Origin of the sequence: Nonomuraea sp. NPDC059007 (assembly GCF_042740555.1) — a bacterium.
GTDB lineage: Bacteria > Actinomycetota > Actinomycetes > Streptosporangiales > Streptosporangiaceae > Nonomuraea.
This window is the reverse complement of the sequence record NZ_JBHYJD010000017.1, coordinates 163,927-184,882: the sequence shown is the minus strand read 5'-3', so window position 1 is coordinate 184,882 and position 20,956 is coordinate 163,927. Positions and strand designations below refer to the sequence as shown.

Below are 20,956 nucleotides of genomic sequence, written 5' to 3'. Positions count from 1 at the left end.
CCCGCCCGCGCCCCGACACGCGCTTGACCCCGGCCTGGTCGAGGCCGGGGTCAGGGGTTCGTTCTCAGTGGGTGACGGTCAGTTCCCGTTCGGGAGCGGGAGGAGCGTCGGAGGCGGCGGGCTTGCGGTCCCGGATGACCAGGACGGCGAGCAGGGCGGCCGCCGCGACACCGATCGCGCTCAGCGTGAACGCGCTGGACATCGCGGTGGTGAAGGCGTCCCGGGCGGCGGTGGCCAGACCGGCGTCGCCGAGGGCCAGGGCGTCGCCGATGGAGCTCTTGGCCGCGGCGGGGGCGCCGCCGGGCAGCGCGGCGGTGTAGCCGGAGGTGAGGATGCTGCCCAGGACGGCGATGCCGAGCGCGGCGCCGGCCTGCTGGATGGTGTCGTTGAGCGCGGAGCCGACGCCGGCCTGCTCCGGCGGGACGGTGCCCATCAGCGCGGCGATCGCGGCCGGCATGGCCAGCCCGCCACCGGCACCCAGGACGAACAGCGCGACCGCCGTCAGCACGAAACCGGAGCCGGAGCCCAGGGAGGCGAGCAGGGCGAAGCCACCCGCCATGACCAGCATGCCCCCCGCGATCAGCGGCCGGTTGCCGATCTTGGCGCCCAGCCCGGCGCCGAGCCCGTTGAACACCAGCGAGGCGATGGCCATCGGGATGAAGGCCATGCCGGCCTCGGTGGGCGTGTAGCCGAGCACGTACTGCAGGAACTGGGTCAGCACGAGCAGCAGCCCGCCGTTGCCGACCTGGACGAGGGTGAGGGAGAAGCTGGCACCGGAGAAGGTGCGGTTGCGGAAGAGCGCGAGCGGGACCATCGGGTACGGCGTGCGCAGCTCCCACACCACGAAGGCGGCGAGCGAGACGACGGAGGTCACGAGGCTGACCCAGTTGAGGCCGTGCGGGAGGTCGATGATGGTCCAGACCAGGGTGACCATGCCGACGGCCGACAGGATCGCGCCGAGCGGGTCGGCCTTGGTGGCCGGGCCGCGGGACTCGGGCATGAGGACGAGCGCGGCGACGATGGCGATGGCGGCGATGGGGACGTTGATGAGGAAGACCGCGCCCCACCAGAACCAGGCGATCAGCGCGCCGCCCAGGACGGGGCCGCCGACCAGGCCGAGCATGGCCACGGCCGACCAGGCGCCCATGGCCTTGCGCCGCTCCTCCTCGTCGAAGACGACGATCAGGATGGACAGCGTGCTCGGCATGATGAGCGCGCCGCCGATGCCCATGACGGCGCGGGCGGCGATCAGCGTGCCCGGGTCGGTCGCGAAGGTGGCGGCCAGGGAGGACAACCCGAACAGGGCCAGTCCGATGATCATCACCCGGCGGCGGCCGAACCGGTCGGACAGGCTGCCCGCGGTGAGCAGCAGGCCGGCGAAGACCAGGATGTAGGAGTCCAGGATCCACTGGGCGTCCTGCGCGGTGGCGCCGAGGTCGACGGCCAGCGGCGGGATGGCCACCGTGAGGACCATGTTGTCGATGACCAGCACGAGTGTGCTCAGGCACAACACGATGAGGATGAGCCACCTGCGGGGGTTGCGGGCGTCCATTGGGGTTGCCTCCAGCTGCGAAGTACGTCGTTCCCGTATGCGAACACTGTACCCAGTGAGAACGGTGTGCGCAACAGGCGTCAGCCTTGGGCTTTGATCCGGCGCCAGCCTCCCGCCCGGTTGTTGGCGATGATCTGCCGGAGCATGGCCAGCAGGGCGGGCCTGTTGATCGGCTCGCCCTGCCGTATCGAGATCATCCTGGCGGTCTTGTTGCCGTGGCCCGCGGTGATGATGCCTTCGGGGTCGGGCACGATCGCGCCGTCGTACAGGAACACGTTGACGTGGTTCTTGGCCGCCAGCAGGGCGCAGACGTTGCCCCGCAGCACGAAGTACGGCAGGACGGTGCGCTTGACCGTCTCGCTCAGCTCGGGGTCGGCGGCGTGGGCGAGGTCGCGCACCTCCTGGCAGATGGCCTGCTGCCACTCGGGCAGGGCGTCGATGTAGGCGTCGACTCGCGGGTCACGGGTGTAGGACATCGTTCCTCCTCAGGTACGTCTTCACCCGGGACGTAGAAGCCGACGCCCTGTTCTCGACATGCTTCAGGCAAGCTCTTCGCGCAGGATCGCCAGCGCCCGCTCGACACCGGAGACGTCACGGCCACCGGCCACCGCGCGGCGCGGGTCCTTGCCGCCCGCGCCGCCGCCCACCGCCCCGGCCGCCCGCCGGGCGATCTCCGGCGCGCCGGAGCCGCCCTCGGCCAGGTCGACCGAGAGCGCGACCGTCCTGCCGTCGGGCGAGCCCACCAGGCCGACCGCGCGGACGCCGGCCGCCAGCACCTCGCCGGCCAGGTGCCGCAGCGCCGCCTGGTCGCGCCCGTCACACCGGCGCACCACGACGCCGCCCTCGGCCCCGCGCGCCATCGCCGTCGCCAGCTCCCTGTCCAGCTCGGCCGCCAGCCTGCGGCGCTCACGCTCGGCGCCGCGCACGGACTCCCGCAGCCGCTCGATGCCGTCCGGCACCTCGCCCGGCTCGCTCTTGAGCAGCCGCGCGGCCGTACGCAGCAGCGCGCGCTGCCCGCGGACCTCCTCGAACGCCGCAAGGCCCACCCGCGCCTCCACCCGCCGCAGGTTGGCGCCGATGGACGACTCGGCGGTGATGAGCACCTGGCCGATGTCGCCCAGCCGGGAGACGTGGGTGCCGCCGCACAGCTCCAAGGAGTGCTCGCCGGCCTTGACCACGCGCACCACGTCGCCGTACTTCTCGCCGAAGAAGGAGATCGCGCCCGCCCGCCTGGCCTCGTCGTAGCCGGTCAGGGTGACCTCGACCGGCTGGTTGCCGAGGACCTCGGCCGCGACCAGCGCCTCGACCTCGTGGATCTGGTCGTCGGTGAGCGGCGCGTGATGGTTGAAGTCGAAGCGCAGGTAGTCGGGGGCGACCAGCGAGCCCTGCTGCCGCACGTGGCCGCCGACGACCTTGTTGAGCGCCCAGTGCAGCAGATGGGTACCCGTGTGGCTGCGCCGCAGCGCCGCGCGCCGGTCCCGGTCGACCTCCAGACGTACGCGCTGGCCCGGCTCGAACGTGCCCTCCGCCACCTCGACCAGGTGGCGGATGACGCCGGGGACGGGCGCGTCGGTGCCGAGCACCCGGCCCCGCCCGGTCGGCCCGTGGACCTGGCCGGTGTCGCCGATCTGGCCGCCGCCCTCCGGGTAGAAGGGGGTGGCGTCGGCGTACAGCTCGGCCCGGCCCGGTCCGGTCGCGGTGACGCGGAGCAGGGTGGCGTCGGCCTCGGTGACCTCGTAGCCCAGGAAGTCCGTGGTGCCGGACGTGTCCAGGACCTCCCGGCCGGTGCCGCTCGTGGTCGCGGCCTTCACGACCTTCGCGCCGGCCCGCTGGCGTTCCATGGCCGCGGCGAAGCCGTCCTCGTCCAGGGCCAGCCCGCGCTCGGCCGCGACCTCCCTGGTGAGCTCGATCGGGAAGCCGTGGGTGTCGTGCAGCAGGAAGGCGACCTCGCCCGAGATGCCCTCCCGCCCGGCCAGGCCGTCGAGCAGTCCGAGCCCCTGGGTGAGCGTCTCGTGGAAGCGGTGCTCCTCACGCTCCAGCGTCTCCCGCACCCGGTCGATCGCGCCGGCGAGCTCCGGATACCCCGGGCCCATGACCCGCGCGACCGCTCCGGCCATCCGCGGCAGCACGCCGGAGCGCGCCCCGGCCCGGCGCGCGTGCAGGGCCGCCCGCCTGATGATGCGGCGCAGCACGTACCCGCGCTCCCCGTTGCTCGGGACGACGCCGTCGGCCAGCAGAAACGTCATCGACCGCGCGTGGTCGGCGAGGATGCGCAGGCTCACGTCACGCCCCTCATCCATCCCGTACGGCCGGCCGCACACCTCCTCGGCCACCGAGATCAACCGCCGCAGCACATCGGTCTCGAACACCGACGAGGCGCCCTGCAGGATCGGCAGGATGCGCTCGAGACCCGCGCCGGTGTCGATGTTGACCTGCGGCAAGGGCCGCAGCGAGCCGTCGTCGAGCCGGTTGTAGGTCATGAAGACGAGATTCCAGATCTCCACGAACCGGTCCTCGCCGCCGTGCGCGGGCCCGCCGCCGGGCCCGAGCTCGGCGCCCATGTCGTAGAAGATCTCCGAGGAGGGCCCGCAGGGTCCGGTGGGCCCCATCTCCCAGAAGTTGTCGCCGGTGAGCCGCTGGATCCGCGCGAAGGGCACTCCCGCGATCTCCCGCCACAGCTCGGCCGCCTCGCCGTCGCTCTCGTGCACGGTCACCCACAGCCGGTCGGGATCGATGCCGAGCACCTCGGTGAGGAAATCCCACCCGTATTCGATGGCCGTGCGCTTGAAATAGTCGCCGAAGCTGAAATTGCCGAGCATCTCGAAGAACGTGAGATGGCGCCGGCTGATGCCGATCACGTCGATGTCGTCGTGCTTGCCGCGGACGCGCACGCATTTCTGCGCGGTGGTCACCCTGGTGAAGCCGGGCCGTTCCTCACCCAGGAAATACGGCAGGAAGGGCACCATGCCCGCGTTGACGAAGAGCGGGGCGGCCGCGTGTGCCGGGATGAGACCTGCCGACGACCGGCGCTCGTGGGCGCGCGCGGTGAAATAGTCAAGGAACGCTGACCTGAGCCGGTCGGCGGTCATCGGCATTTCCGTTCTCCCTTTTTCGCTCGCTGATTTCCGCCGAAGGTAGCAAGGCGAAGCCCGGGAACTCCTCTGGTTTTCCGCCTGTCGACGCCCTTGCCTTGACGCCCTAGGGTTGATCCGTTGACAACCCCTGTGGAGGACAGATGTCGCTGGCACGACTCGCCTTAACCGCAGCGGCGACGGGCTCGCTGGTCGCGCTCGTAGCCACCCCCGCCTCAGCCACCCCGTCCTCGGCCACCCCCGCCTCGGCGGCCTCGGCCGACCGGCCGCCGAAGACGACCAAGGGCCCGTGCGCCTACACCCAGACGCCCGACGAGCCGCCGGCCCGCCGGGTGCACCTGCCGCCGGACCCGCGCCGCACCCCCACCCGGCCGGTCTCCGCCGTCCTGGAGACCAACCACGGCGACATCCGCCTCACGCTCGACCCGGTCAAGGCGCCGTGCACCGTGCAGAGTTTCGTGCACCTGGTCAGGCACCGCTTCTACGACCGCACCTCCTGCCACCGCCTGACCGCCTACGACCGGCTGAAGGTGCTGCAGTGCGGCGACCCGAGCTTCACCGGCGAGGGCGGGCCCGGCTACAAGTACAAGGACGAGCTGCCGACCGACCTGCCGCCGTGGCCGGGCGACCCGACGGGGGTGCGCAAGACGTACGCGCGCGGCCTGCTGGCCATGGCCAACGCCGGGCCCAGCACCAACGGCAGCCAGTTCTTCCTCGTCATCGGCGACTCCGGGCTGGCGCCCAACTACACGGTCTTCGGGACCGTCGACGGCCCCGGCCTGGCCGCCCTCGACCGGATCGCGGCCGGCGGCATCCAGCCCACCCCGGGCGGCCCGACACCGCCCGTGGACGGCAAGCCGGTCCTCCCCGCCGACATCAGGGACGCGAGAATCAGCCGCCGCTGACGCCGGTCCCGCAGCGTTGGGGCTGCACCGGTACAGCCCCAACGCCAAGCTCTACCTGCGGACGTAGACGGTCTCCAGGGCCAGGAAGAGCTCGGCCGCCTGCCGCGGATGGTCGACCGAGCGGCCGGTGAGCTCCTTCACCCGGCCCAGCCGATAGCGGACGGTGTTGCGGTGGCAGAAGAGCGCCTGCGCGGTACGCGCCGTCGAGCCGCCCTCGGCGAACCACGTGTAGGCGGTGGCCAGCAGGGCGTCCCGGTCGTCGGCGGGCAGGTCGAGCAGCCTGCCGAGCACCCTGTGGGCCAGGTCGTCGGCGGTCTCCAGACTGCTGGCCACCAGCGTGGCCACGGGGCGGTCGCCGTAGTGGGAGACGCCTTCCGCGCCCGCCGCCAGCGCCAGCCTGGCCAGCCGCAGCGCCGCCGCCGTCTGCGAGATCTGCTCGTAGGCGGGGCTCACCCCGTAGCGTCCTCCCGTCAGCGCGGGAAACGCCGCGTTCTCCGGCAGCGACAGTACGGCCAGCCGCTCCGTCGGCAGGTGCCGCCACACGGCGGCGACCGGCATCCCCGCGGTGACCTCGGCGGCGATCACGTGGAAGCGCCCCCGGTGCGGCAGCCCGAGCGCGTCGGCGCTCTGCCGGATCCGCACCGGGTCGGTGCCCAGCAGGGCGTCGAAGAGCACGTCCCGATCCCGCCTGGCCCGCAGGTCGCGCTCGGCCTCCACCTCGCGGTAGGCGGTCCTGATGGCCTCCGACATGAGGTCGAGACCGAGCCACATCTCGCTCGCGCTGGCGATGAGGATGGCGTGCTCGTCGTCGCCCGCCTCGGCGACGAAGCTCTCCCACAGGAACTGGGTGCCCACCCGGTAGCTGTGCAGCAGCGCGGCCAGCGGCACGCCCCGCTCGGCGCGGCGGCGGGCGTTGGCCTCGGTGGAGGCGGTCGAGATCACCGCGCCACCCGACAGGTGCGTGAGCGAGAGCCGCAGTTGCTCGGCGCAGACCGCGGCCAGGTCGTCCGGCGGCACCACGGCCAGCTCGGCCTCCGCGGCGTGCACCCGCCTGGCCAGCTCGCCGCCCAGGTCCTCCACCCGCTCCAGCAACCGCGCGCTCAGCGCCGCGAACCTGGGATCCACCCGCTCATTGTGCCACGACACAATCTGCCGAACCGGATTCGCGACCGGTGAACGTTGCCCGCCGGTGATCCGCGAGACAGGCTGGTCGGGTGGCCTACTCCGACTTCCAGCTCGAGATCTACCTCAACGGCCTGACCGGCGCGCTCCCGCCGTACTCGGTGGACCCGGCCAAGCTCCAGGAGGCCGCCCGCAGCCTGCTGGAGGAGGGCCCCTACTGGTACGTGGCCGGCTCGGCCGGCAGCGGCGAGACCGACGCGGCCAACCGGGCGGCGTTCCTGCGGCGCGCGATCGTGCCCAGGATGCTGCGCGAGACCACCGAGCGGGACCTGAGCACCGAACTGTTCGGGCGTACCTATCCCGCGCCGCTCGCGCTGGCGCCGATCGGCGTGCAGTCGATTGTGCACCCGCACGGTGAGCTGGCGACCGCTCGTGCCGCCGCCTCGCTGGGGCTGCCGGCCATCCTGAGCACGGCCTCCTCGCACACGCTGGAGGAGGTGGCCGAGGCGGGCGGGCCGCGCTGGTACCAGCTGTACTGGCCGCACGACGACGAGGTCACGCTCAGCCTGCTGGAACGGGCCCGCAAGAACGGCTACGACACGCTCGTGGTCACCCTCGACACCTTCACGCTGGCCTGGCGGCCCAACGACCTCGACCGCGCCTACCTGCCGTTCCTGCGCGGGACCGGGCTCGCGATCCCGCTGTCCGACCCGGTCTTCCGCTCCCGGCTGGAGCGGCCGGTCGAGGAGGACCTCAACGCCGCGATCATGACGTGGGCGCCCATGTTCAACGGCCGCGCCCACACCTGGGACCAGCTCCCGCTGCTGCGCGACAACTGGGACGGGCCGATCGTTCTCAAGGGCATCCAGCATCCGGACGACGCCCGGCGCGCCGCCGACGCGGGCATGGACGGCGTCGTCGTCTCCAACCACGGCGGACGCCAGGTGGACGGCGCGCTCGGCGCGCTCGACGCGCTGCCCGCGGTCGTCGCGGCGGCCGGCGACCGGCTGACCGTGTTGTTCGACTCCGGCATCCGGTCCGGGGCGGACGTGGTCAAGGCGCTCGCTCTCGGGGCGCGGGCCGTACTCCTCGGGCGCCCTTACATCTGGGGGCTGGCGTGCGGCGGCGAGGACGGCGTGCGGCACGTCGTGCGCGCCCTGCTCGCCGACCTCGACCTCACCCTCGGCCTGGCGGGCTTCCGCACACCGGCCGAACTCGACCCGTCGATCCTGGAGGAACGATGAACCTGGAGCCCATCCCCACCGACCAGTTGTCCTTCCCCATGCCGGCGAAGTTCGACGACGTGGCCGACGAGCGGCGCCACCGCCAGGAGCGCCTGGTCGCCGCGCTGCGGCTGTTCGGCCGTTTCGGCTTCGAGGAGGGCGTCGCCGGGCACATCACCGCCCGCGACCCCGAGCACACCGACCATTTCTGGGTCAACCCGTTCGCCATGAGCTTCAAGCACATCAAGGTCAGCGACCTCATCCTGGTCAACCACGAGGGCCAGGTCGTGCACGGCCGCCACCACGTCAACCAGGCCGCGTTCGCCATCCACGCGATGGTCCACCAGGCCCGCCCCGACGCCGTGGCCGCCGCGCACTCCCACTCCGTGTACGGCAAGGCCCTGTCCTCACTCGGCGCCATGCTGGAACCGCTCACCCAGGACGCCTGCGCCTTCTACGAGGACCACGGCCTGTTCGACGACTACACGGGCGTCGTCGTGGAGACCGAGGAAGGCCGCAGGATCGCGACCGCGCTCGGCTCCCACAAGGCCGTCATCCTGCGCAACCACGGCCTGCTGACCGTGGGCGACTCGGTGGACGCCGCCGCCTGGTGGTTCATCACGATGGAGCGCTCGTGTCAGGCGCAGCTGCTGGCGAAGGCGGCGGGCCCAACGGTGCAGATCGACCACGACCAGGCCAAGCTCACCCACGGCCAGATCGGCAACGACTTCGTCGGCTGGCTCAACTTCCAGCCGCTTTACGAGCAGATCATCCGCACCGAGCCCGACCTTTTCGACTGATTTTTCGCCTTAAGATCACCACATCGTCACTCGCCTCCGGGCCGCCGTCCGCCGATACCGCTTCGGCCGGACGGCGGCCGTCATCGTCACGCTCTACCTGACCGCCGCGACCGCCGCCGCGGCGCACGCCGCCGTGTCCGGCGACCTTCGAGTGCTGTCGATGGCCACGTTCTGGGTCAGCCCCTTCGCGGTGGCGGACTGGCTGGGGCTCGTGCTCGCCGGGATCTGCGGACTCAACGCCTGGGCGCTGTGGCAGGTGCTGCGCGGTCCTGCGCTGCCCCGCGCGGCGAACCTCCCGCCGAGCGTGATCTGGCCGCGGCGCCTGATCTATGCGGGCATCGTCGGCAACCTGGGCCTCTGGGAACTCGTCGAAGAGCTGTCCGACACCGTGGCGGATCTGGGGAGCGCGGCTCTGTGGATCGCCACGGTGATCCTGCTGTTCCGCGTCATCTCGGGGGTCCCGGCCTGGTTCCGGGCGGCGGCCATCGCCCTCAGCCTGGTCGAGGCGGTACCGCTTTTCCTCGACCGCTCGCGCCCTGTGGTGTTCGCCCTGTTCGCGCTGCCGAGCGTGGCCTGCACGGCGATGATCCTCATCGGGCAGCGCCGCGACGGTCGCTGGAGCAGGGCCACGATCGGCATCGGGCGGTTCGGCCTTGCTGTCCAGCTTGCCCTCCATGCGCTCCTCCTCGTTCCTGAGCCCCAGGAGCTGGTGTTCGGCATGGGGACCCTGCTCAACGCACTCGGCGTCTTCACCACGGTGTGGCTGGCGCGTACCGCGCACGAGCTCGCCCGTCCCGGCGCCGTGCGGCCGGCGACCGGCCGTCCCTCGCGGCTGTCCGCCGCGCTCGCGCTCGCCCTGCCGCTCGTCGTAGTCGGTACCGAGGAAAGTGCCAGGTTCAGCTTCACCGCCGCGCAAGAGCCCTGCCCGTCGTACGCGGCCACCCGCCCGGAGGACCGGCGGCGTGCCTTCCTCTGCCTGGCCAGGACCGCGAACATGTTCCCCGAGGACCTGCCGGACCAGCGCGTTCTTGCACACGCCGCGGACATGTGCGCGTTAACCGACGCCATGGACCGCACCGCTCGGCTCCGGCTGGCAGGCGGCGCGGCCGACCCGCCCGACCTCGCCGCCGCCCTGGAGTTCCTGTGCCCGGCCGTCATCGCCCGGCAGCGGGCCGACGAGGCAGTCGAACAGGCCGAGCAGCTCCGGGAACACGAACTCCGGGAGGCCGCGTGGCAGTCCGAGAGGGCCAGGATGAACGCCCGCTGCTCCGACCCCTGGCCGAAGGTGCGGGCCGAACGGCAGGGCACCGCCGCGTACATGCTGTTCGAAGGCGGCGGCTACGACGTCTACGACGAGATCGGGGCCCCGGGCGGCGACTTCTTCAAGGCCATCGACGACGGTTTCATCGACGCCGTGGGCAGCAGTGCCGCCATCACGACGTTCGGCGAGAACGAGCCGATGTGCCTCACGCTCAAGGCCTTCGGCAAGGCGCCGCCGCTCCGGCTCAAGGGCTGGGACAGGGTGGTCGAGGTGGGGATCGCCAGCCGTACCGGCCGGTTGGGGGTGGAGCGGTACTCCGAGGGTGTGGAAAGCGGCGCGCTCGGCCCGCTCCCGGACCTGGCCGCGGGTCCGGGCCGGTACCGGATGCGCGTGTACGCCCGCGACTTCGAATGGGACGAGAAGGACCCCGACGCGCCCGGCGAGGAACACCTCATCGTCGTCTACCCGGGCCGCTCCACCAAGAAGATCGCCCACGTCCCCTGGTCATGACGCGGTACGCAGGCTGGTCATGATGCGGTCGAGGGCGGCCAGGTCGCCGGGGTCCAGGGCGAGCATGGAGCGCGGCGGGCGGGCCAGGATGCGCTCGGCCGCCTCGGCGGCGGCCGTCCCCGCCGGCGTGAGGGTGACGATCTTGCTGCGCCGGTCGTCGGGGGAGACGCTGCGGGTCACGTAGCCGCGCTGCTCCAGGTCGTCCACCATCAACGTCGTGTACGGCTTGTCCGTCGACAGGTCGGCGGTCAGCTCCCGCATGGTCTTGGGCCCGGCCAGCAGCCGGCGCAGCGCCTTGACCCGGAAGAAGCTCACGCCGAGCGTCTCGGCCACCTCCTTGCGACGGTCCTCCTGCCGCAGGACGAGGTCGTACATGGCGGCCCAGACACGGGCCACCGCCTCCTGGTCGGGGGTGTCGCTCATGGGGCGTCCGCCGTTCTGTCGGGAGCTTGGGCGAGCCTTTCGGCGGTACGGGCGGCGCTGCGGCGGGCCCAGCCGGTCGTGGTCAGGATACCGAGCAGCACGATGGCCACCCCGCAGCCGAAGACGATCCACCAGCCGATACGGCTGGCCGCGGGGAACCCGGTGGCGAACGGTCCGGCCACCGCCGAGGTGACCAGCGAGCCGATGACGGCGACACCGAGCGACTGCCCGATCTGGCGGCTCGTGGAGGCCACGGCCGCGGCCACACCGGCCTGGGTCCGTGGCATGCCGGCCACGGCGGTGTTCGTGATCGGCGCGTTGAGCATGCCGAAACCCACCCCGAACAGCACGTACGCGGCCATGAGCCGCCAGGTGGGCGTGTCCGCCGTCAGCCCCGTCATGATCAGCCCGCTGGCCCCCATGGTGGCCCCCGCCACCAGCAGCGGGATGCGGGTCCCGGCATTGCCGACGATCCGGCCGGACAGCGGCGAGCAGACCAGGGTCAGCCCGGCCATGGGCAGCGTGTAGAGCCCGGCGTGCAGCGCGGACAGGCCCAGCACGTCCTGGAGGTAGAGCGTGTTGACGAACAGGAATCCGGCGAAGGCGGCGAACCCGCACACCGCGATCACCGTGGCCCCCGTGAACGGCGCACTCCGGAAGAAGCGCAGGTCGATCAGGGGTTCGGTACGGCGCAGCTCGTACGGCACCAGACAGGCCAGCGCCAGCGCCGCGACCGCGAACCCGGCGAGCGTCCGCGGCGACCCCCACCCGGCCGCCGGCGCCTCGATGAGGGTGTACGTCAGCACGGCCAGCAACACGATGACCAGCACCTGCCCGACCGGGTCCACCCGGCGCGGGCGCGGCGCCCGCGACTCCGGCACGAACCGCGCGCACAGAAAGTACGCGGCCAGCCCCACCGGGATGTTGATCCAGAAGATCGCCCGCCATCCGGCCGAGTCCACCAGGACCCCGCCGACCAGCGGCCCCAGCGCCATGCTGATCCCGACCACACCGCCCCACACGCCGATGGCCCGCGCCCGCTCGCGCGGCTCGGTGAAGGTGTTCGTGATGATCGACATGGCCACCGGGTTGAGCATGGACCCACCGACGGCCTGCAGCGCCCGCGCGGCGATCAGCCAGCCGAGGCCCGGTGCGAGCGAGCACATGAGCGAGCCGAGCGTGAACAGCGCCAGCCCCATCTGGAACGTACGGCGCCGGCCGACCCGGTCACCGGTCGAGCCGGCCAGCATGAGCAGGCTCGCCAGCACCACCGTGTAGGCATCGATGATCCACTGCAGGCCGGAGACGGAGGCGTTCAGGTCGCGGCGGATGGCGGGCAGCGCGACGTTCACGATCGTGTTGTCCAGGCCGACGATGAACAGGCTCATACAGCAGATCGCCAGGACGAGCATCCGCTGACGGGGGCTCAGCGCGAGGGCGACGGGCGTCCTATTGGTTATAGGCATACAACGATTATATTCGCATAACTAAATATCCGGCTCAGCGGACCCGCCAGTCCGCCCTCCGCGGCGGATAGGCGAAGGTCTGGACGTCGGCCCAGTCCTCCCCGGCGACGCGGTAGCCGTGCGCGGCCTCGCCGGCGACGTGGCCGCGGCCGACGTCGAGCCTGTCGGCGACCGTCCAGCCCCCGTCGACCTCGTTCTCCACGGTGTAGAAGAACTCGTTGAAGCCCGAGGCGGACACGGACGTGTTGACGATGGTGAGCGAGTCCCGCCCCGCGGTCAGATGCGGCGGGAGGGTGACGACCTGGTCGCGCCACTTGTAGACGGCGTCTTCGAGCAGCGGCCGCCACTCCGCGGCAGGGACGCCGTTGACGGAGATCGTGGCATGTTGCAGGCCGACGCCCACGTCCAGCCGGCGGACCAGCCGTACCCTCGTGCTGGCCGGATCGACACGCACGGTGAACCGGCTCGACCCGCCGCGGGGGAACGAGCGTCCGTCGTCACTGACGATGTGGGAGGCCCCCACGAAGCTGCCGGGCACCCCTGCGGACGTGCCGCGTTGCGGAGTCACCCGCTGAGCCATGACGCCGAGGCTGATCGCCACCGTCGCCACGGCCATCGCGGCCAGCAGACCGGCGCGCCGCCACCGCCGGACCGTCCATACGCGCCCGGGCAAGACCGGCGGCTCGCCGGAAGTCCCCGGCGGCAACCGACCGACCCGCACCCGGTCCCACGCCCGCTCCCACGCGGGGAGCTGAGCGTCGGGAACCCGGCACCCCCGCAGGAACGCCAGCATCACCGCCTTCTTGGGGAACCGCCGGCCGGCCAGCATGTCGGCGCAGGTGGTGCGCGGCAGCCGCGCACCGCCCGCCCTTTCCGCCCGCGTCTGAAGCTCCCGAAGGGACACGTCGGCCCGCGCGAACTGCTCGGCCAGCAGCTTCACCAGGTCCTCGTGACAGGTCACCGACTCCGGCCCGCTCATCGTTCCCGACCCTCTCCCGACCGCCAGCCACCACAGAAAGTGTACGAGCGATCGCCCAGCGTGTCCGACGTCTCACAGGCGCTGTCCGGGGCTGAAAAGTCTTGACGTATCAAATGAACGGTCTTTTAATTCGGACATGGGCCGCATCGCCGGCGTCACCGCCGCCGAGACACGTCAACGGCTGCTGCACGCCGCCGCCGAGGCGTTCGCCGAGCGCGGGTACGACGGGACCCGGGTGGCCGACATCGCCGCCGCCGCCGGGGTCAGCAACGGGGCGCTCTACGCGCACTTCGGTTCCAAGGCCGACCTGCTCGTGGCCGCCCTGCGCGCGCACGGCCCGCGACTGCTGGCCGAACTGCTCACCGCCGAGCCCGACCGGTCGATCACCGATCTGCTCCTCATCGTCGGCGACCGCCTGCCCGAGCGGCGCGAGGCCGCGGGCTACCTGATCGTCGAGGCGCTGGTGGCCGCCCGCCGGGACGAGGAACTGGCCAGGCCCATGCGCGGGTACGTCGGCGAGCGCGCCGACTGGCTGGCCGGGCTGGTGGAGGCCGCCCAGCACGCCGGGGAGATCGAGTCCGACCTGTCGCCGGACGCCCTCGCCCACTTCTGCCTCCTGCTCGCGATGGGCAGCGCCCTGATCACCCCCGACCTGCACGCCGTCGACGCCAGGGAGTGGGCCAAGCTGCTCTCCCGCGTCGTGACCGCGCTAGGAGCACAGGAGCACAAGCAGTGAAAGTCCACATCAACGCCGAACGATGTCAGGGTCACGGGCGCTGCTACGACCTGTCGCCCGAGCTGTTCACCGAGGACGACGAGGGTTATGGGCAGGTCGCCGGCGACGGCCTCGTGCGGGACGCCGCCGTGCCCGCCGCCCGGCTGGCCGCGGCCAACTGCCCGGAACGCGCGATAGCCGTACAGGAGGCGTGAGATGACCGTCGACGACCGCTTCACCCCAGCCGCGGACGACCGGCAGGACGCCCCGCTCGAAGGCACCCGCAACGAGATCATCACCGGCCCCGTCGCCGACTGGGCGACCGATTTCTCCCACACCGAGGGGGAATGGGCGGCTGATCCGTACCCCATCCAGGATGATCTGCGGCAGCGGTGTCCCATCGCGCACACCGAGCGGTTCGGCGGCGGATGGCTGCCCACCCGCTACGAGGACGTCGCCGCGATCGCCTACGACACCGAGAGCTTCTCCTCGCGCTCGATCATCATGAGCAACTTCCGCCCGCCCAAGGAGATCGCGCCCGTGGGCGGCGTGCCGCCGATCTCCTCCGACCCGCCCTTCCACCACGACGCGCGCAAACTGCTGCTGCCCGCCTTCACCAAGACCGAGGTGGGCAAGAGGGAGGCGGCGACCAGGGCGTTCTGTCATTCGCTGATCGACGCCATGGAGGGCAGGGAGGTCGTGGACGCAGCCCGCGACTACGCCCAGCACATCCCGGTACGCGTCATCGCCGACATGCTCGGTTTCCCGCAGGAGGACGGGCCCAGGTTCCGCGAGTTCATCGAAAGCGCGCTGGAAGGCGTCAACCTGCCGCCGGACCAGCGCATCGTCAACATGGGCCGGCTCTTCGACTATCTGCTGGTCCAGATCCGCGACCACCTCGACCGCCCGCGCGAGGACCTGACCACGTTCCTCATCGACGCCGAGCTGTACGGCCAGAAGCTCTCCCCAGACCACGTCGCCGGCACGATGGCCCTGCTGCTCATCGCCGGCATCGACACCACGTGGAGCGCGATCGGCGCCTCCCTGTGGCACCTGGCCAAGACCCCCGCCGACCGCGAACGCCTGGTCGCCGAGCCGGAGCTGCTGCCGACCGCCATGGAGGAGTTCCTGCGCGCGTACGCGCCGGTGACCATGGCGCGGCTGGTGAAGGAGGACCTGAGCTGGAACGGCGTGGAGATGAAGGCGGAGGACTGGATCCTGCTGTCGTTCCCCGCCGCCAACCGTGACCCCGCCTACTTCGAGCGCGCCGACGAGGTCGTGATCGACCGCGAGGTCAACCGGCACGTCGCGTTCGGCCTCGGCATCCACCGCTGCGTCGGCTCGCACCTGGCCCGCATGGAGCTGCGGGTCGCGCTGGAGGTGTGGCTGGAACGCGTCCCGTCCTTCACGCTGTCCGACCCGGACGCGGTCACCTGGGCCACCGGCCAGGTCCGCGGCCCCAGAACCCTCCCGATCCGGCGCCTCTGATCACGGTCGCCGCGGCCGGAGCGTGCTCTCGACGAAGTCGTGGACCAGGTGCGCCATGCGCTCGTAGGACATCCACTGCCGGTCCAGGACGGCGGCCTGCCCGAGCCCGTCGAGCAGCCCGATCAGCTGCTCGGCGATGGCGTTCACGTCGCGGGCGGGCCTGAACTCGCCTGACCGGACGCCCTCCTCGATCACGTCGAAGAAGTACTGCCGGAACCGGGTGGCCATCGGCAGGTCAGCGCCGGGCAGCCGGCCGCGCATGGCCACGTGGAAGTACTCCAGCCACAGGATGAACTCGTCCCGTTCGGCCCCGTGGGTGGGGATGGCCAGGGCGATCAGGTCGGCGAGCTTCTCGGCGCAGCTCGCCGGCTCCGCCATGATCGCGTCGCGCCGTCCCGACGCCTTCTCGTGGGCCTGCCGCAACGCCTTCAGCAGGATCTGGTCCTTGTTCTCGAAGTAGTAGTGGACGACGCCGGTGGAGACGCCCGCCCGCGCCGCCACGGCCCGCACGGTCGTGGCCTCAAGCCCTTCCTCCACCACCACGTCGCGCGCCGCCGCCAGCAACTGCTGCTCCCGCGACGGCGCGGCCGTCTCCGCCCTGGGCTCGGGCGGCTCCTCGCCGGTGTTCCAGACCTCGCCGAGCGCGTCCAGCCCCGCGCGCTCCTGCCGCACCTTCTTCAACAACCTCCAGGCCGTGGCGTACGGCAGGCCGAGCTCGCGGGCCAGCTCGGCGGCCCCGGCACCCCGCCCGGCCCGTTCGCGCCTGATGACCGCGAACCAGGTGGCGAGGGGTGTGGACGAGCCGTGAAAGACCGTGCCCGCGGTCGGGCTGATCTGGTGCCCGCAGGTGGCGCAGCTGTAGGTCCGGCGCCCGTGGAGCCGGTGGAATCCCCGTGGTTCACCGCAGACCGGGCACTCGGCGTGCTTGCCGTCCGGGCTGAAGCGGGCCCGCCAGAGCCGGTCGAGGATCTCGTCCTCGGACATCCGTCACTCCCTGAAGGTATGAATCCGCGCTGACTACTTGTCCAAGATATTCCTTGACAAGCACGGCGGGCGTATTTACATTCCTGGACACGTAGTCAAGCAGGTTATTCATTTATACACGTATACCTGCTCAGGTGAAGGAAGCCAACCATGCAAAAGGTGAACTGCGCGGTCGTCGGACTGGGCTGGATGGGCAGGATCAGGGTCGCCGCCCTGCATGCCGGCGGAGCCGCACGGATCGTCGCCTGTTGCGACCTCGACCCCGAGACGGCCGCGGGACTGCCGGAGGGCGTGCGCTTCTCGACCGACGCCATCGAGACCGTCGCCTCCGGCGACGTCGACGCGGTCTTCGTCAGCACGCCCGACGGGCTGCACCGGGAGCCGGTGATCGCGGCGCTGCGCGCGGGCAAGCACGTGTTCTGCGAAAAGCCGGTGGCGACCACGCTGGCCGACGCCGACGCGATGGTGGCCGCCGACCCCGGAGGGCGCCTGGTCGTCGGTCACTCCCTGCGGGCCGACAGCCGGTATCTGGCCGTGCGGGCGGCGACGGAGGCGCTCGGGCCCGCCGTACACACGGTGACCAGGCGGAACTGGCCCGCCTCAGAAGGGCGGCGGCAGCAGGGACAGACGTCGCTGGCCCTCTACCTCGCGGTGCACGACTTCGACGTGCTGCAGTGGATCGTGGGATCGCCGATCGTCGAGGTCAGCGGGGTCGCCTCGCGCACGCCCGTCCCCGGGCTGGACGAGGGCGGCGCGCACTCCATCGTCGCCACGCTGCGCTTCGCCAACGGCTGCGTCGGCGCCCACGAGACGTCATGGGCGCTGCCCGACCAGGCCGGCCTGGACCAGGGTGACCACGCCCTGTCCTACGTGGGCGTGAACGGCAACGCGTACCTGACGGAACGAGACCACGGCGTCGTGGTCCACGGCGACGCCGCCCAGTTCCCCGACGCGCTCAACGGCGAGGTCTTCGGCGTCCAGACCGGGATGTACGTCAACGAGGTCGAGCGATTCCTCGCCACCGTCCGCGAGGGCCGCCCGCCCCTGGTCACCGGGGCAGAAGCGCGCGGCGCCCTGGCCGCGGCGCTCGCCCTGGAGGAGTCCCTGCGCACGGGCCGTCCGGCCGGGGTCGCGGCATGAGCGCCGACGTCCCGCACCTGATCGGCGGGCGGAGCGTGGCCTCCGCCGGCGGGGCCACGTTCGAGACCGTCGATCCGGCCACCGGGTCCGGGCTGGCCACGGTGGCGCTCGGCGGCGTACCGGAGGTGGACGCCGCCGTGCGCGCGGCCGGCGCGGCGGGCGAACGGGACGACTGGCGGCGCCTGCCGCCCGCCGAGCGGGCGCGGTTGCTGCGCAACCTGGCGGAGGTCGTGCGGAGCGAGGCGGAGTCCATCGCCGTCACCGAGTCCCGCGACAGCGGCCACCCCATCGAGGACGCCCGCGCGGACGTCGCGGTCTCCGCCGAGATCCTCGAGTACTACGCGACGCTGCCGGAGAACGTCCGCGGGACCAGCTACGCCGAGCAGCCCGGCTTCCTCACCACCTCACGCCGGGAACCCTACGGAGTCGTCGCGGCGATCGCGCCCTGGAACTTCCCCTTCTTCTTCGCGGTCACCAAGACCGGTCCCGCCCTCGCCACTGGCAACACCGTCGTGCTGAAGATGGCCGAGCAGACGCCGCTGACCGCCGCGATGTTCGGCGAGCTGTGCGCGCGCGCCGGGTTCCCGCCCGGCGTCGTCAACGTCGTCAACGGCGACGCCTCGACCGGCGCGGCGCTGGTCGCGCACCCCGGCGTCAGCAAGATCACGTTCACCGGATCGACCGAGGTCGGCGCGCTGATCCAGCGGTCCGGGGTGAGCTGCCACCTGGAGCTCGGCGGCAAGACGGCCAACATCGTCACCGCCCACGCCGACCTGGAGACCGCCGCCGCGGCCTCGGTGTTCCACGCCTTCTTCAACGCCGGGCAGGTGTGCACGGCCGGGTCCCGGCTGCTGCTCGCCGAGGAGATCGCGGAGGAGTTCCTGGAGCTGTTCCTGCGCGCCACCGCGAACGTCGTGGTCGGCGACCCGATGGACCCCGCCACCCAGATGGGCCCGCTGGTCAGCCGCGAGCACCGCGAAGGAGTGGAGCGGGCCATCGACGCCGCGCTCGCCGAGGGCGCCACGATCGCCCACGGCGGCGGCCGTCCCCGCCAGGAGGGCGCCTTCCTCCAGCCCACCGTGCTCGACGGCGTGACCCCGTCCATGGCGGCGGCGCGGGAGGAGATCTTCGGCCCCGTCGTGTCGGTCCTCAGGTACCGCGGCCTGGACGAGGCGGTACGCCTCGCCAACGACACCGCGTACGGCCTGGCCGCCACCGTCTGGACCGACCGCCTCGACGAGGCCGTCGAGCTCACCGACCGGCTCCAGGCCGGCATCGTCTGGACCAACGCCCCCTTCCGCGACCACGCCCACGTCCCCTACGAAGGCCACAAGGCCTCCGGCCGCGGCGAGGAGGGCGGCCTGGAGACCATCCGCGAGTTCACCAAGCTCAAGGTCAACTACCTGGCCCACCGGGCCCAGCCCTCGCCCTGGGAAGCGCCATGACGCTGGAACGACGCAGCATCGACATCATCCCCGCCGACGAGCGGACCGGCCGGCCACGCGACCTGTTCAGCATCTGGTTCGCCGCCAACATCGGCCCGCTGACCTTCGTCACCGGCGGCATCGCGCCCCTGGTCTACGGGCTCGACTTCTGGTGGAGCCTGATCGCGCTGCTCGCCGGCCTGCTGCTGGGCGGGCTGGCCATGTCGCTGCACAGCGCCCAGGGGCCGCAGCTCGGGGTCCCCCAGATGATCCAGAGCCGCGGCCAGTTCGGGGTCCGCGGGTCGCTCGTCGTCCTGGTCGTCGTCCTGATCATGTACGTCGGCATCTACGCGGCCAACATCGTCTCCGGCGCCCAGTCCGTCAACGCGGCCCTGCCCGCGGTGCCGATCTGGCTGCTCTCCGCGCTGTTCGCGGTCGTCGGCCTGGTCGTGTGCGTGGTCGGCTACCAGCTGATCCACCTCATCGGCCGCGTCATCACCGCGGTGTCGGTCGCGACCGTGGGCGTCCTGGTCGTCGGCATGGCCGTGATGGGCAACGTCCCGGCGGCGGTCTTCCAGATCGGCCAGCCGACCCTGCGCGGCTTCCTCGGCACGATGGCCGTCGGCGCGCTGTGGCTGATCGCGTTCGCGCCCTACGTATCGGACTACTCCCGCTACATGCCCGCGCGGACCGCCAGCCTCCGCTCCACCTTCTGGTGGACGTACGCCGGCGCCGTCCTGGGCGGCATCGTCCCGATGGCCGTCGGCGTCATCGTCTCCATCGCGGTCCGCGGCGACGTCCTGACCGGGATGCCCCAGGTGCTCGGCGGCCCGTTGAGCACGATCGCGCTGCTGAGCTTCGCCGCGGTGATCATGCACTTCAACGCGATGAACCTGTACGGCGCCGTGCTAGCGGTCGTCACCATCGTGCAGACCTTCCGCTCCCGCTGGCTGCCCGGCACCCGCGAGCGGGCGGCGATCGGCGCGGCGATGGTCGCCGTGGCCTCGTTCGTCGCCCTGCTCATGTCGGACGACTTCGTCACCGGCTTCACCAACCTGATCATCCTGCTGCAGTACGTGTTCATCCCCTGGACCGCGGTCAACCTGGTCGACTTCTACCTGGTCCGCAAGGGACGGTACGCCGTCGAGGACTTCTTCCTGCCCGACGGCGGCCGGTACGGCAGGTACGACAAGCCCGCCCTGATCGCCTACACGGTCGGGATTCTGGTGGAGATCCCGTTCATGAGCACCGTCCTCTACACCGGCCCGGTCGCCACGGCCCTGTCCGGCGCCGACATCAGCTGGATCGTCAGCCTCGCCGTCACCGTCCCGCTCTATCTCCTGCTGGCCCGCACCCGATCGGCCGACCTCGCGCCGGTGGTCTAACGACCGGCGGTATCGCTCGTGAGCCAGCTGCCGACGGCGGCCATCGCCGTACCTCCGCTGTCGGCGTCGATGCGCTCGGCGAGGTCCGCGACCGTGACCTCGCCGAGCGCCCGCGCCCAGGCCTCCTCGGCGGCAGCCATCGCGCGGGCTATCGCGCAGGGCCGCTCGCACCGCTCGGCCGGAAGGGCCAGCGGCCCGCGCTGACGGATCTCGGTACACCGGTAGGCGGGCTCGGTGCCGTCGATGGCCCGCACCACCTCCAGCGCCGAGATCTCCGCCGCCGGCCTGGTCAGGGAGTACCCGCCGACCTGGCCAGCCGTGGAGCGCACGATGCCCGCCCGCGACAGCGCCTGCAGATGCTTGGCGAGGTAGGCGGGCGGGGTGCCGTGCAGCTCCGCGAGCCGGGCCGCGGGCACGGGCGCGCGGCTCTGGCTGAGCGTGACGCAGCTGTGCAGCGCCCACTCCACCCCGTTGGACAACTTCATGG

At 71.8% G+C, this 20,956-nt stretch carries 19 protein-coding genes; 10 read left to right on the top strand and 9 right to left on the bottom strand.

The genetic code is table 11. The annotated features are described in order from the left end of the window. Positions 1–64 precede the first annotated feature (64 nt). From ACFWY5_RS27915 to alaS, 3 genes are all read right to left on the bottom strand, one after another. On the bottom strand, positions 65–1,552 hold the full coding sequence (locus ACFWY5_RS27915; protein WP_379635283.1) for an MFS transporter: 1,488 nt from the start codon (positions 1,550–1,552) through the stop codon (positions 65–67). Positions 1,553–1,632: 80 nt separating this feature from the next. Then, positions 1,633–2,028 (bottom strand): DUF1801 domain-containing protein, encoded by a 396-nt coding sequence (locus ACFWY5_RS27910; RefSeq protein ID WP_379613026.1) that lies wholly within the window; start codon positions 2,026–2,028, stop codon positions 1,633–1,635. Positions 2,029–2,091: 63 nt separating this feature from the next. Continuing rightward, entirely contained in the window at positions 2,092–4,647 is a 2,556-nt protein-coding gene (alaS, locus tag ACFWY5_RS27905; RefSeq protein WP_379635281.1) for an alanine--tRNA ligase, read from the bottom strand. Positions 4,648–4,787: 140 nt separating this feature from the next. On the opposite strand from alaS, the gene ACFWY5_RS27900 reads away from it, so the two are divergent. After that, positions 4,788–5,549 carry a peptidylprolyl isomerase gene (locus ACFWY5_RS27900; protein ID WP_379635279.1) on the top strand — a complete coding sequence of 254 codons (762 nt, stop codon included), beginning with the start codon at positions 4,788–4,790 and terminating at the stop codon, positions 5,547–5,549. A gap of 51 nt (positions 5,550–5,600) precedes the next feature. Here ACFWY5_RS27900 and ACFWY5_RS27895 read toward each other — a convergent pair whose 3' ends face one another. Beyond that, entirely contained in the window at positions 5,601–6,674 is a 1,074-nt protein-coding gene (locus tag ACFWY5_RS27895; protein WP_379635277.1) for a PucR family transcriptional regulator, read from the bottom strand. Positions 6,675–6,763: 89 nt separating this feature from the next. Here ACFWY5_RS27895 and ACFWY5_RS27890 point away from each other — a divergent pair, with 89 nt between their 5' ends. The 3 genes from ACFWY5_RS27890 (at position 6,764) to ACFWY5_RS27880 (ending at position 10,465) form a co-directional block, all read left to right on the top strand. Further along, positions 6,764–7,915: a lactate 2-monooxygenase gene (locus ACFWY5_RS27890; RefSeq protein WP_379635275.1), complete on the top strand. Its 1,152-nt coding sequence runs from the start codon at positions 6,764–6,766 to the stop codon at positions 7,913–7,915. Further along, entirely contained in the window at positions 7,912–8,694 is a 783-nt protein-coding gene (locus ACFWY5_RS27885) for a class II aldolase/adducin family protein (RefSeq protein WP_379613031.1), read from the top strand. The genes ACFWY5_RS27890 and ACFWY5_RS27885 overlap by 4 nt, the downstream gene beginning before the upstream one ends. 160 nt (positions 8,695–8,854) lie before the next feature. Further along, positions 8,855–10,465, top strand: coding sequence for a hypothetical protein (locus ACFWY5_RS27880; RefSeq protein ID WP_379635273.1), 1,611 nt, complete (start codon positions 8,855–8,857; stop codon positions 10,463–10,465). On the opposite strand, the gene ACFWY5_RS27875 is transcribed toward ACFWY5_RS27880, so the two are convergent. Genes ACFWY5_RS27875 through ACFWY5_RS27865 form a run of 3 tightly spaced genes read right to left on the bottom strand, consistent with a single transcriptional unit; the run spans position 10,460 to position 13,333 of the window. Continuing rightward, on the bottom strand, positions 10,460–10,888 hold the full coding sequence (locus ACFWY5_RS27875) for a MarR family winged helix-turn-helix transcriptional regulator (RefSeq protein WP_379613033.1): 429 nt from the start codon (positions 10,886–10,888) through the stop codon (positions 10,460–10,462). The two genes, ACFWY5_RS27880 and ACFWY5_RS27875, sit on opposite strands and share 6 nt — an antisense overlap. Then, entirely contained in the window at positions 10,885–12,354 is a 1,470-nt protein-coding gene (locus ACFWY5_RS27870; protein ID WP_379613034.1) for an MFS transporter, read from the bottom strand. Before ACFWY5_RS27870 ends, ACFWY5_RS27875 begins: the two co-directional genes overlap by 4 nt. A 34-nt stretch (positions 12,355–12,388) precedes the next feature. Then, positions 12,389–13,333 carry a hypothetical protein gene (locus ACFWY5_RS27865; RefSeq protein ID WP_379635272.1) on the bottom strand — a complete coding sequence of 315 codons (945 nt, stop codon included), beginning with the start codon at positions 13,331–13,333 and terminating at the stop codon, positions 12,389–12,391. Between the two features lie 136 nt (positions 13,334–13,469). Between ACFWY5_RS27865 and ACFWY5_RS27860 the strand changes: the two genes are divergently transcribed. From ACFWY5_RS27860 to ACFWY5_RS27850, 3 genes are read left to right on the top strand one after another with little or no spacing between them, the layout of a single operon-like run. Next, on the top strand, positions 13,470–14,069 hold the full coding sequence (locus tag ACFWY5_RS27860; protein ID WP_379613036.1) for a TetR family transcriptional regulator: 600 nt from the start codon (positions 13,470–13,472) through the stop codon (positions 14,067–14,069). Then, complete coding sequence (locus ACFWY5_RS27855) at positions 14,066–14,263, top strand: ferredoxin (RefSeq protein ID WP_379613037.1); 198 nt, start codon at positions 14,066–14,068, stop codon at positions 14,261–14,263. Before ACFWY5_RS27860 ends, ACFWY5_RS27855 begins: the two co-directional genes overlap by 4 nt. A gap of 1 nt (position 14,264) precedes the next feature. After that, complete coding sequence (locus tag ACFWY5_RS27850; protein ID WP_379635270.1) at positions 14,265–15,536, top strand: cytochrome P450; 1,272 nt, start codon at positions 14,265–14,267, stop codon at positions 15,534–15,536. Here the strand turns inward: ACFWY5_RS27850 and ACFWY5_RS27845 are convergent, their stop codons facing one another. Beyond that, on the bottom strand, positions 15,537–16,520 hold the full coding sequence (locus tag ACFWY5_RS27845; RefSeq protein WP_379635268.1) for a TetR family transcriptional regulator: 984 nt from the start codon (positions 16,518–16,520) through the stop codon (positions 15,537–15,539). It lies immediately after the preceding gene. A gap of 150 nt (positions 16,521–16,670) precedes the next feature. On the opposite strand from ACFWY5_RS27845, the gene ACFWY5_RS27840 reads away from it, so the two are divergent. Genes ACFWY5_RS27840 through ACFWY5_RS27830 form a run of 3 tightly spaced genes read left to right on the top strand, consistent with a single transcriptional unit; the run spans position 16,671 to position 20,469 of the window. Then, positions 16,671–17,660 (top strand): Gfo/Idh/MocA family protein, encoded by a 990-nt coding sequence (locus ACFWY5_RS27840; protein ID WP_379635265.1) that lies wholly within the window; start codon positions 16,671–16,673, stop codon positions 17,658–17,660. Then, positions 17,657–19,105: an aldehyde dehydrogenase family protein gene (locus ACFWY5_RS27835; protein WP_379635264.1), complete on the top strand. Its 1,449-nt coding sequence runs from the start codon at positions 17,657–17,659 to the stop codon at positions 19,103–19,105. Before ACFWY5_RS27840 ends, ACFWY5_RS27835 begins: the two co-directional genes overlap by 4 nt. Beyond that, entirely contained in the window at positions 19,102–20,469 is a 1,368-nt protein-coding gene (locus ACFWY5_RS27830) for a purine-cytosine permease family protein (RefSeq protein ID WP_379613042.1), read from the top strand. The genes ACFWY5_RS27835 and ACFWY5_RS27830 overlap by 4 nt, the downstream gene beginning before the upstream one ends. On the opposite strand, the gene ACFWY5_RS27825 is transcribed toward ACFWY5_RS27830, so the two are convergent. Further along, positions 20,466–20,954, bottom strand: a complete 489-nt coding sequence (locus ACFWY5_RS27825) for an RrF2 family transcriptional regulator (protein WP_379635262.1) — start codon at positions 20,952–20,954, stop codon at positions 20,466–20,468. The two genes, ACFWY5_RS27830 and ACFWY5_RS27825, sit on opposite strands and share 4 nt — an antisense overlap. Positions 20,955–20,956 lie beyond the last annotated feature (2 nt).

What these genes read in the sequence shown, in the direction of transcription:
- ACFWY5_RS27845 (WP_379635268.1), bottom strand. Translation starts at nt 16,520, where the DNA reads ATGTCCGAGGACGAGATCCTCGACCGGCTCTGGCGGGCCCGCTTCAGC.
- ACFWY5_RS27915 (WP_379635283.1), bottom strand. Translation starts at nt 1,552, where the DNA reads ATGGACGCCCGCAACCCCCGCAGGTGGCTCATCCTCATCGTGTTGTGC.
- ACFWY5_RS27875 (WP_379613033.1), bottom strand. Translation starts at nt 10,888, where the DNA reads ATGAGCGACACCCCCGACCAGGAGGCGGTGGCCCGTGTCTGGGCCGCC.
- ACFWY5_RS27850 (WP_379635270.1), top strand. Translation starts at nt 14,265, where the DNA reads ATGACCGTCGACGACCGCTTCACCCCAGCCGCGGACGACCGGCAGGAC.
- ACFWY5_RS27910 (WP_379613026.1), bottom strand. Translation starts at nt 2,028, where the DNA reads ATGTCCTACACCCGTGACCCGCGAGTCGACGCCTACATCGACGCCCTG.
- ACFWY5_RS27825 (WP_379635262.1), bottom strand. Translation starts at nt 20,954, where the DNA reads ATGAAGTTGTCCAACGGGGTGGAGTGGGCGCTGCACAGCTGCGTCACG.
- ACFWY5_RS27865 (WP_379635272.1), bottom strand. Translation starts at nt 13,333, where the DNA reads ATGAGCGGGCCGGAGTCGGTGACCTGTCACGAGGACCTGGTGAAGCTG.
- ACFWY5_RS27840 (WP_379635265.1), top strand. Translation starts at nt 16,671, where the DNA reads ATGCAAAAGGTGAACTGCGCGGTCGTCGGACTGGGCTGGATGGGCAGG.
- alaS (WP_379635281.1), bottom strand. Translation starts at nt 4,647, where the DNA reads ATGCCGATGACCGCCGACCGGCTCAGGTCAGCGTTCCTTGACTATTTC.
- ACFWY5_RS27870 (WP_379613034.1), bottom strand. Translation starts at nt 12,354, where the DNA reads ATGCCTATAACCAATAGGACGCCCGTCGCCCTCGCGCTGAGCCCCCGT.
- ACFWY5_RS27885 (WP_379613031.1), top strand. Translation starts at nt 7,912, where the DNA reads ATGAACCTGGAGCCCATCCCCACCGACCAGTTGTCCTTCCCCATGCCG.
- ACFWY5_RS27900 (WP_379635279.1), top strand. Translation starts at nt 4,788, where the DNA reads ATGTCGCTGGCACGACTCGCCTTAACCGCAGCGGCGACGGGCTCGCTG.
- ACFWY5_RS27880 (WP_379635273.1), top strand. Translation starts at nt 8,855, where the DNA reads ATGGCCACGTTCTGGGTCAGCCCCTTCGCGGTGGCGGACTGGCTGGGG.
- ACFWY5_RS27860 (WP_379613036.1), top strand. Translation starts at nt 13,470, where the DNA reads ATGGGCCGCATCGCCGGCGTCACCGCCGCCGAGACACGTCAACGGCTG.
- ACFWY5_RS27830 (WP_379613042.1), top strand. Translation starts at nt 19,102, where the DNA reads ATGACGCTGGAACGACGCAGCATCGACATCATCCCCGCCGACGAGCGG.
- ACFWY5_RS27835 (WP_379635264.1), top strand. Translation starts at nt 17,657, where the DNA reads ATGAGCGCCGACGTCCCGCACCTGATCGGCGGGCGGAGCGTGGCCTCC.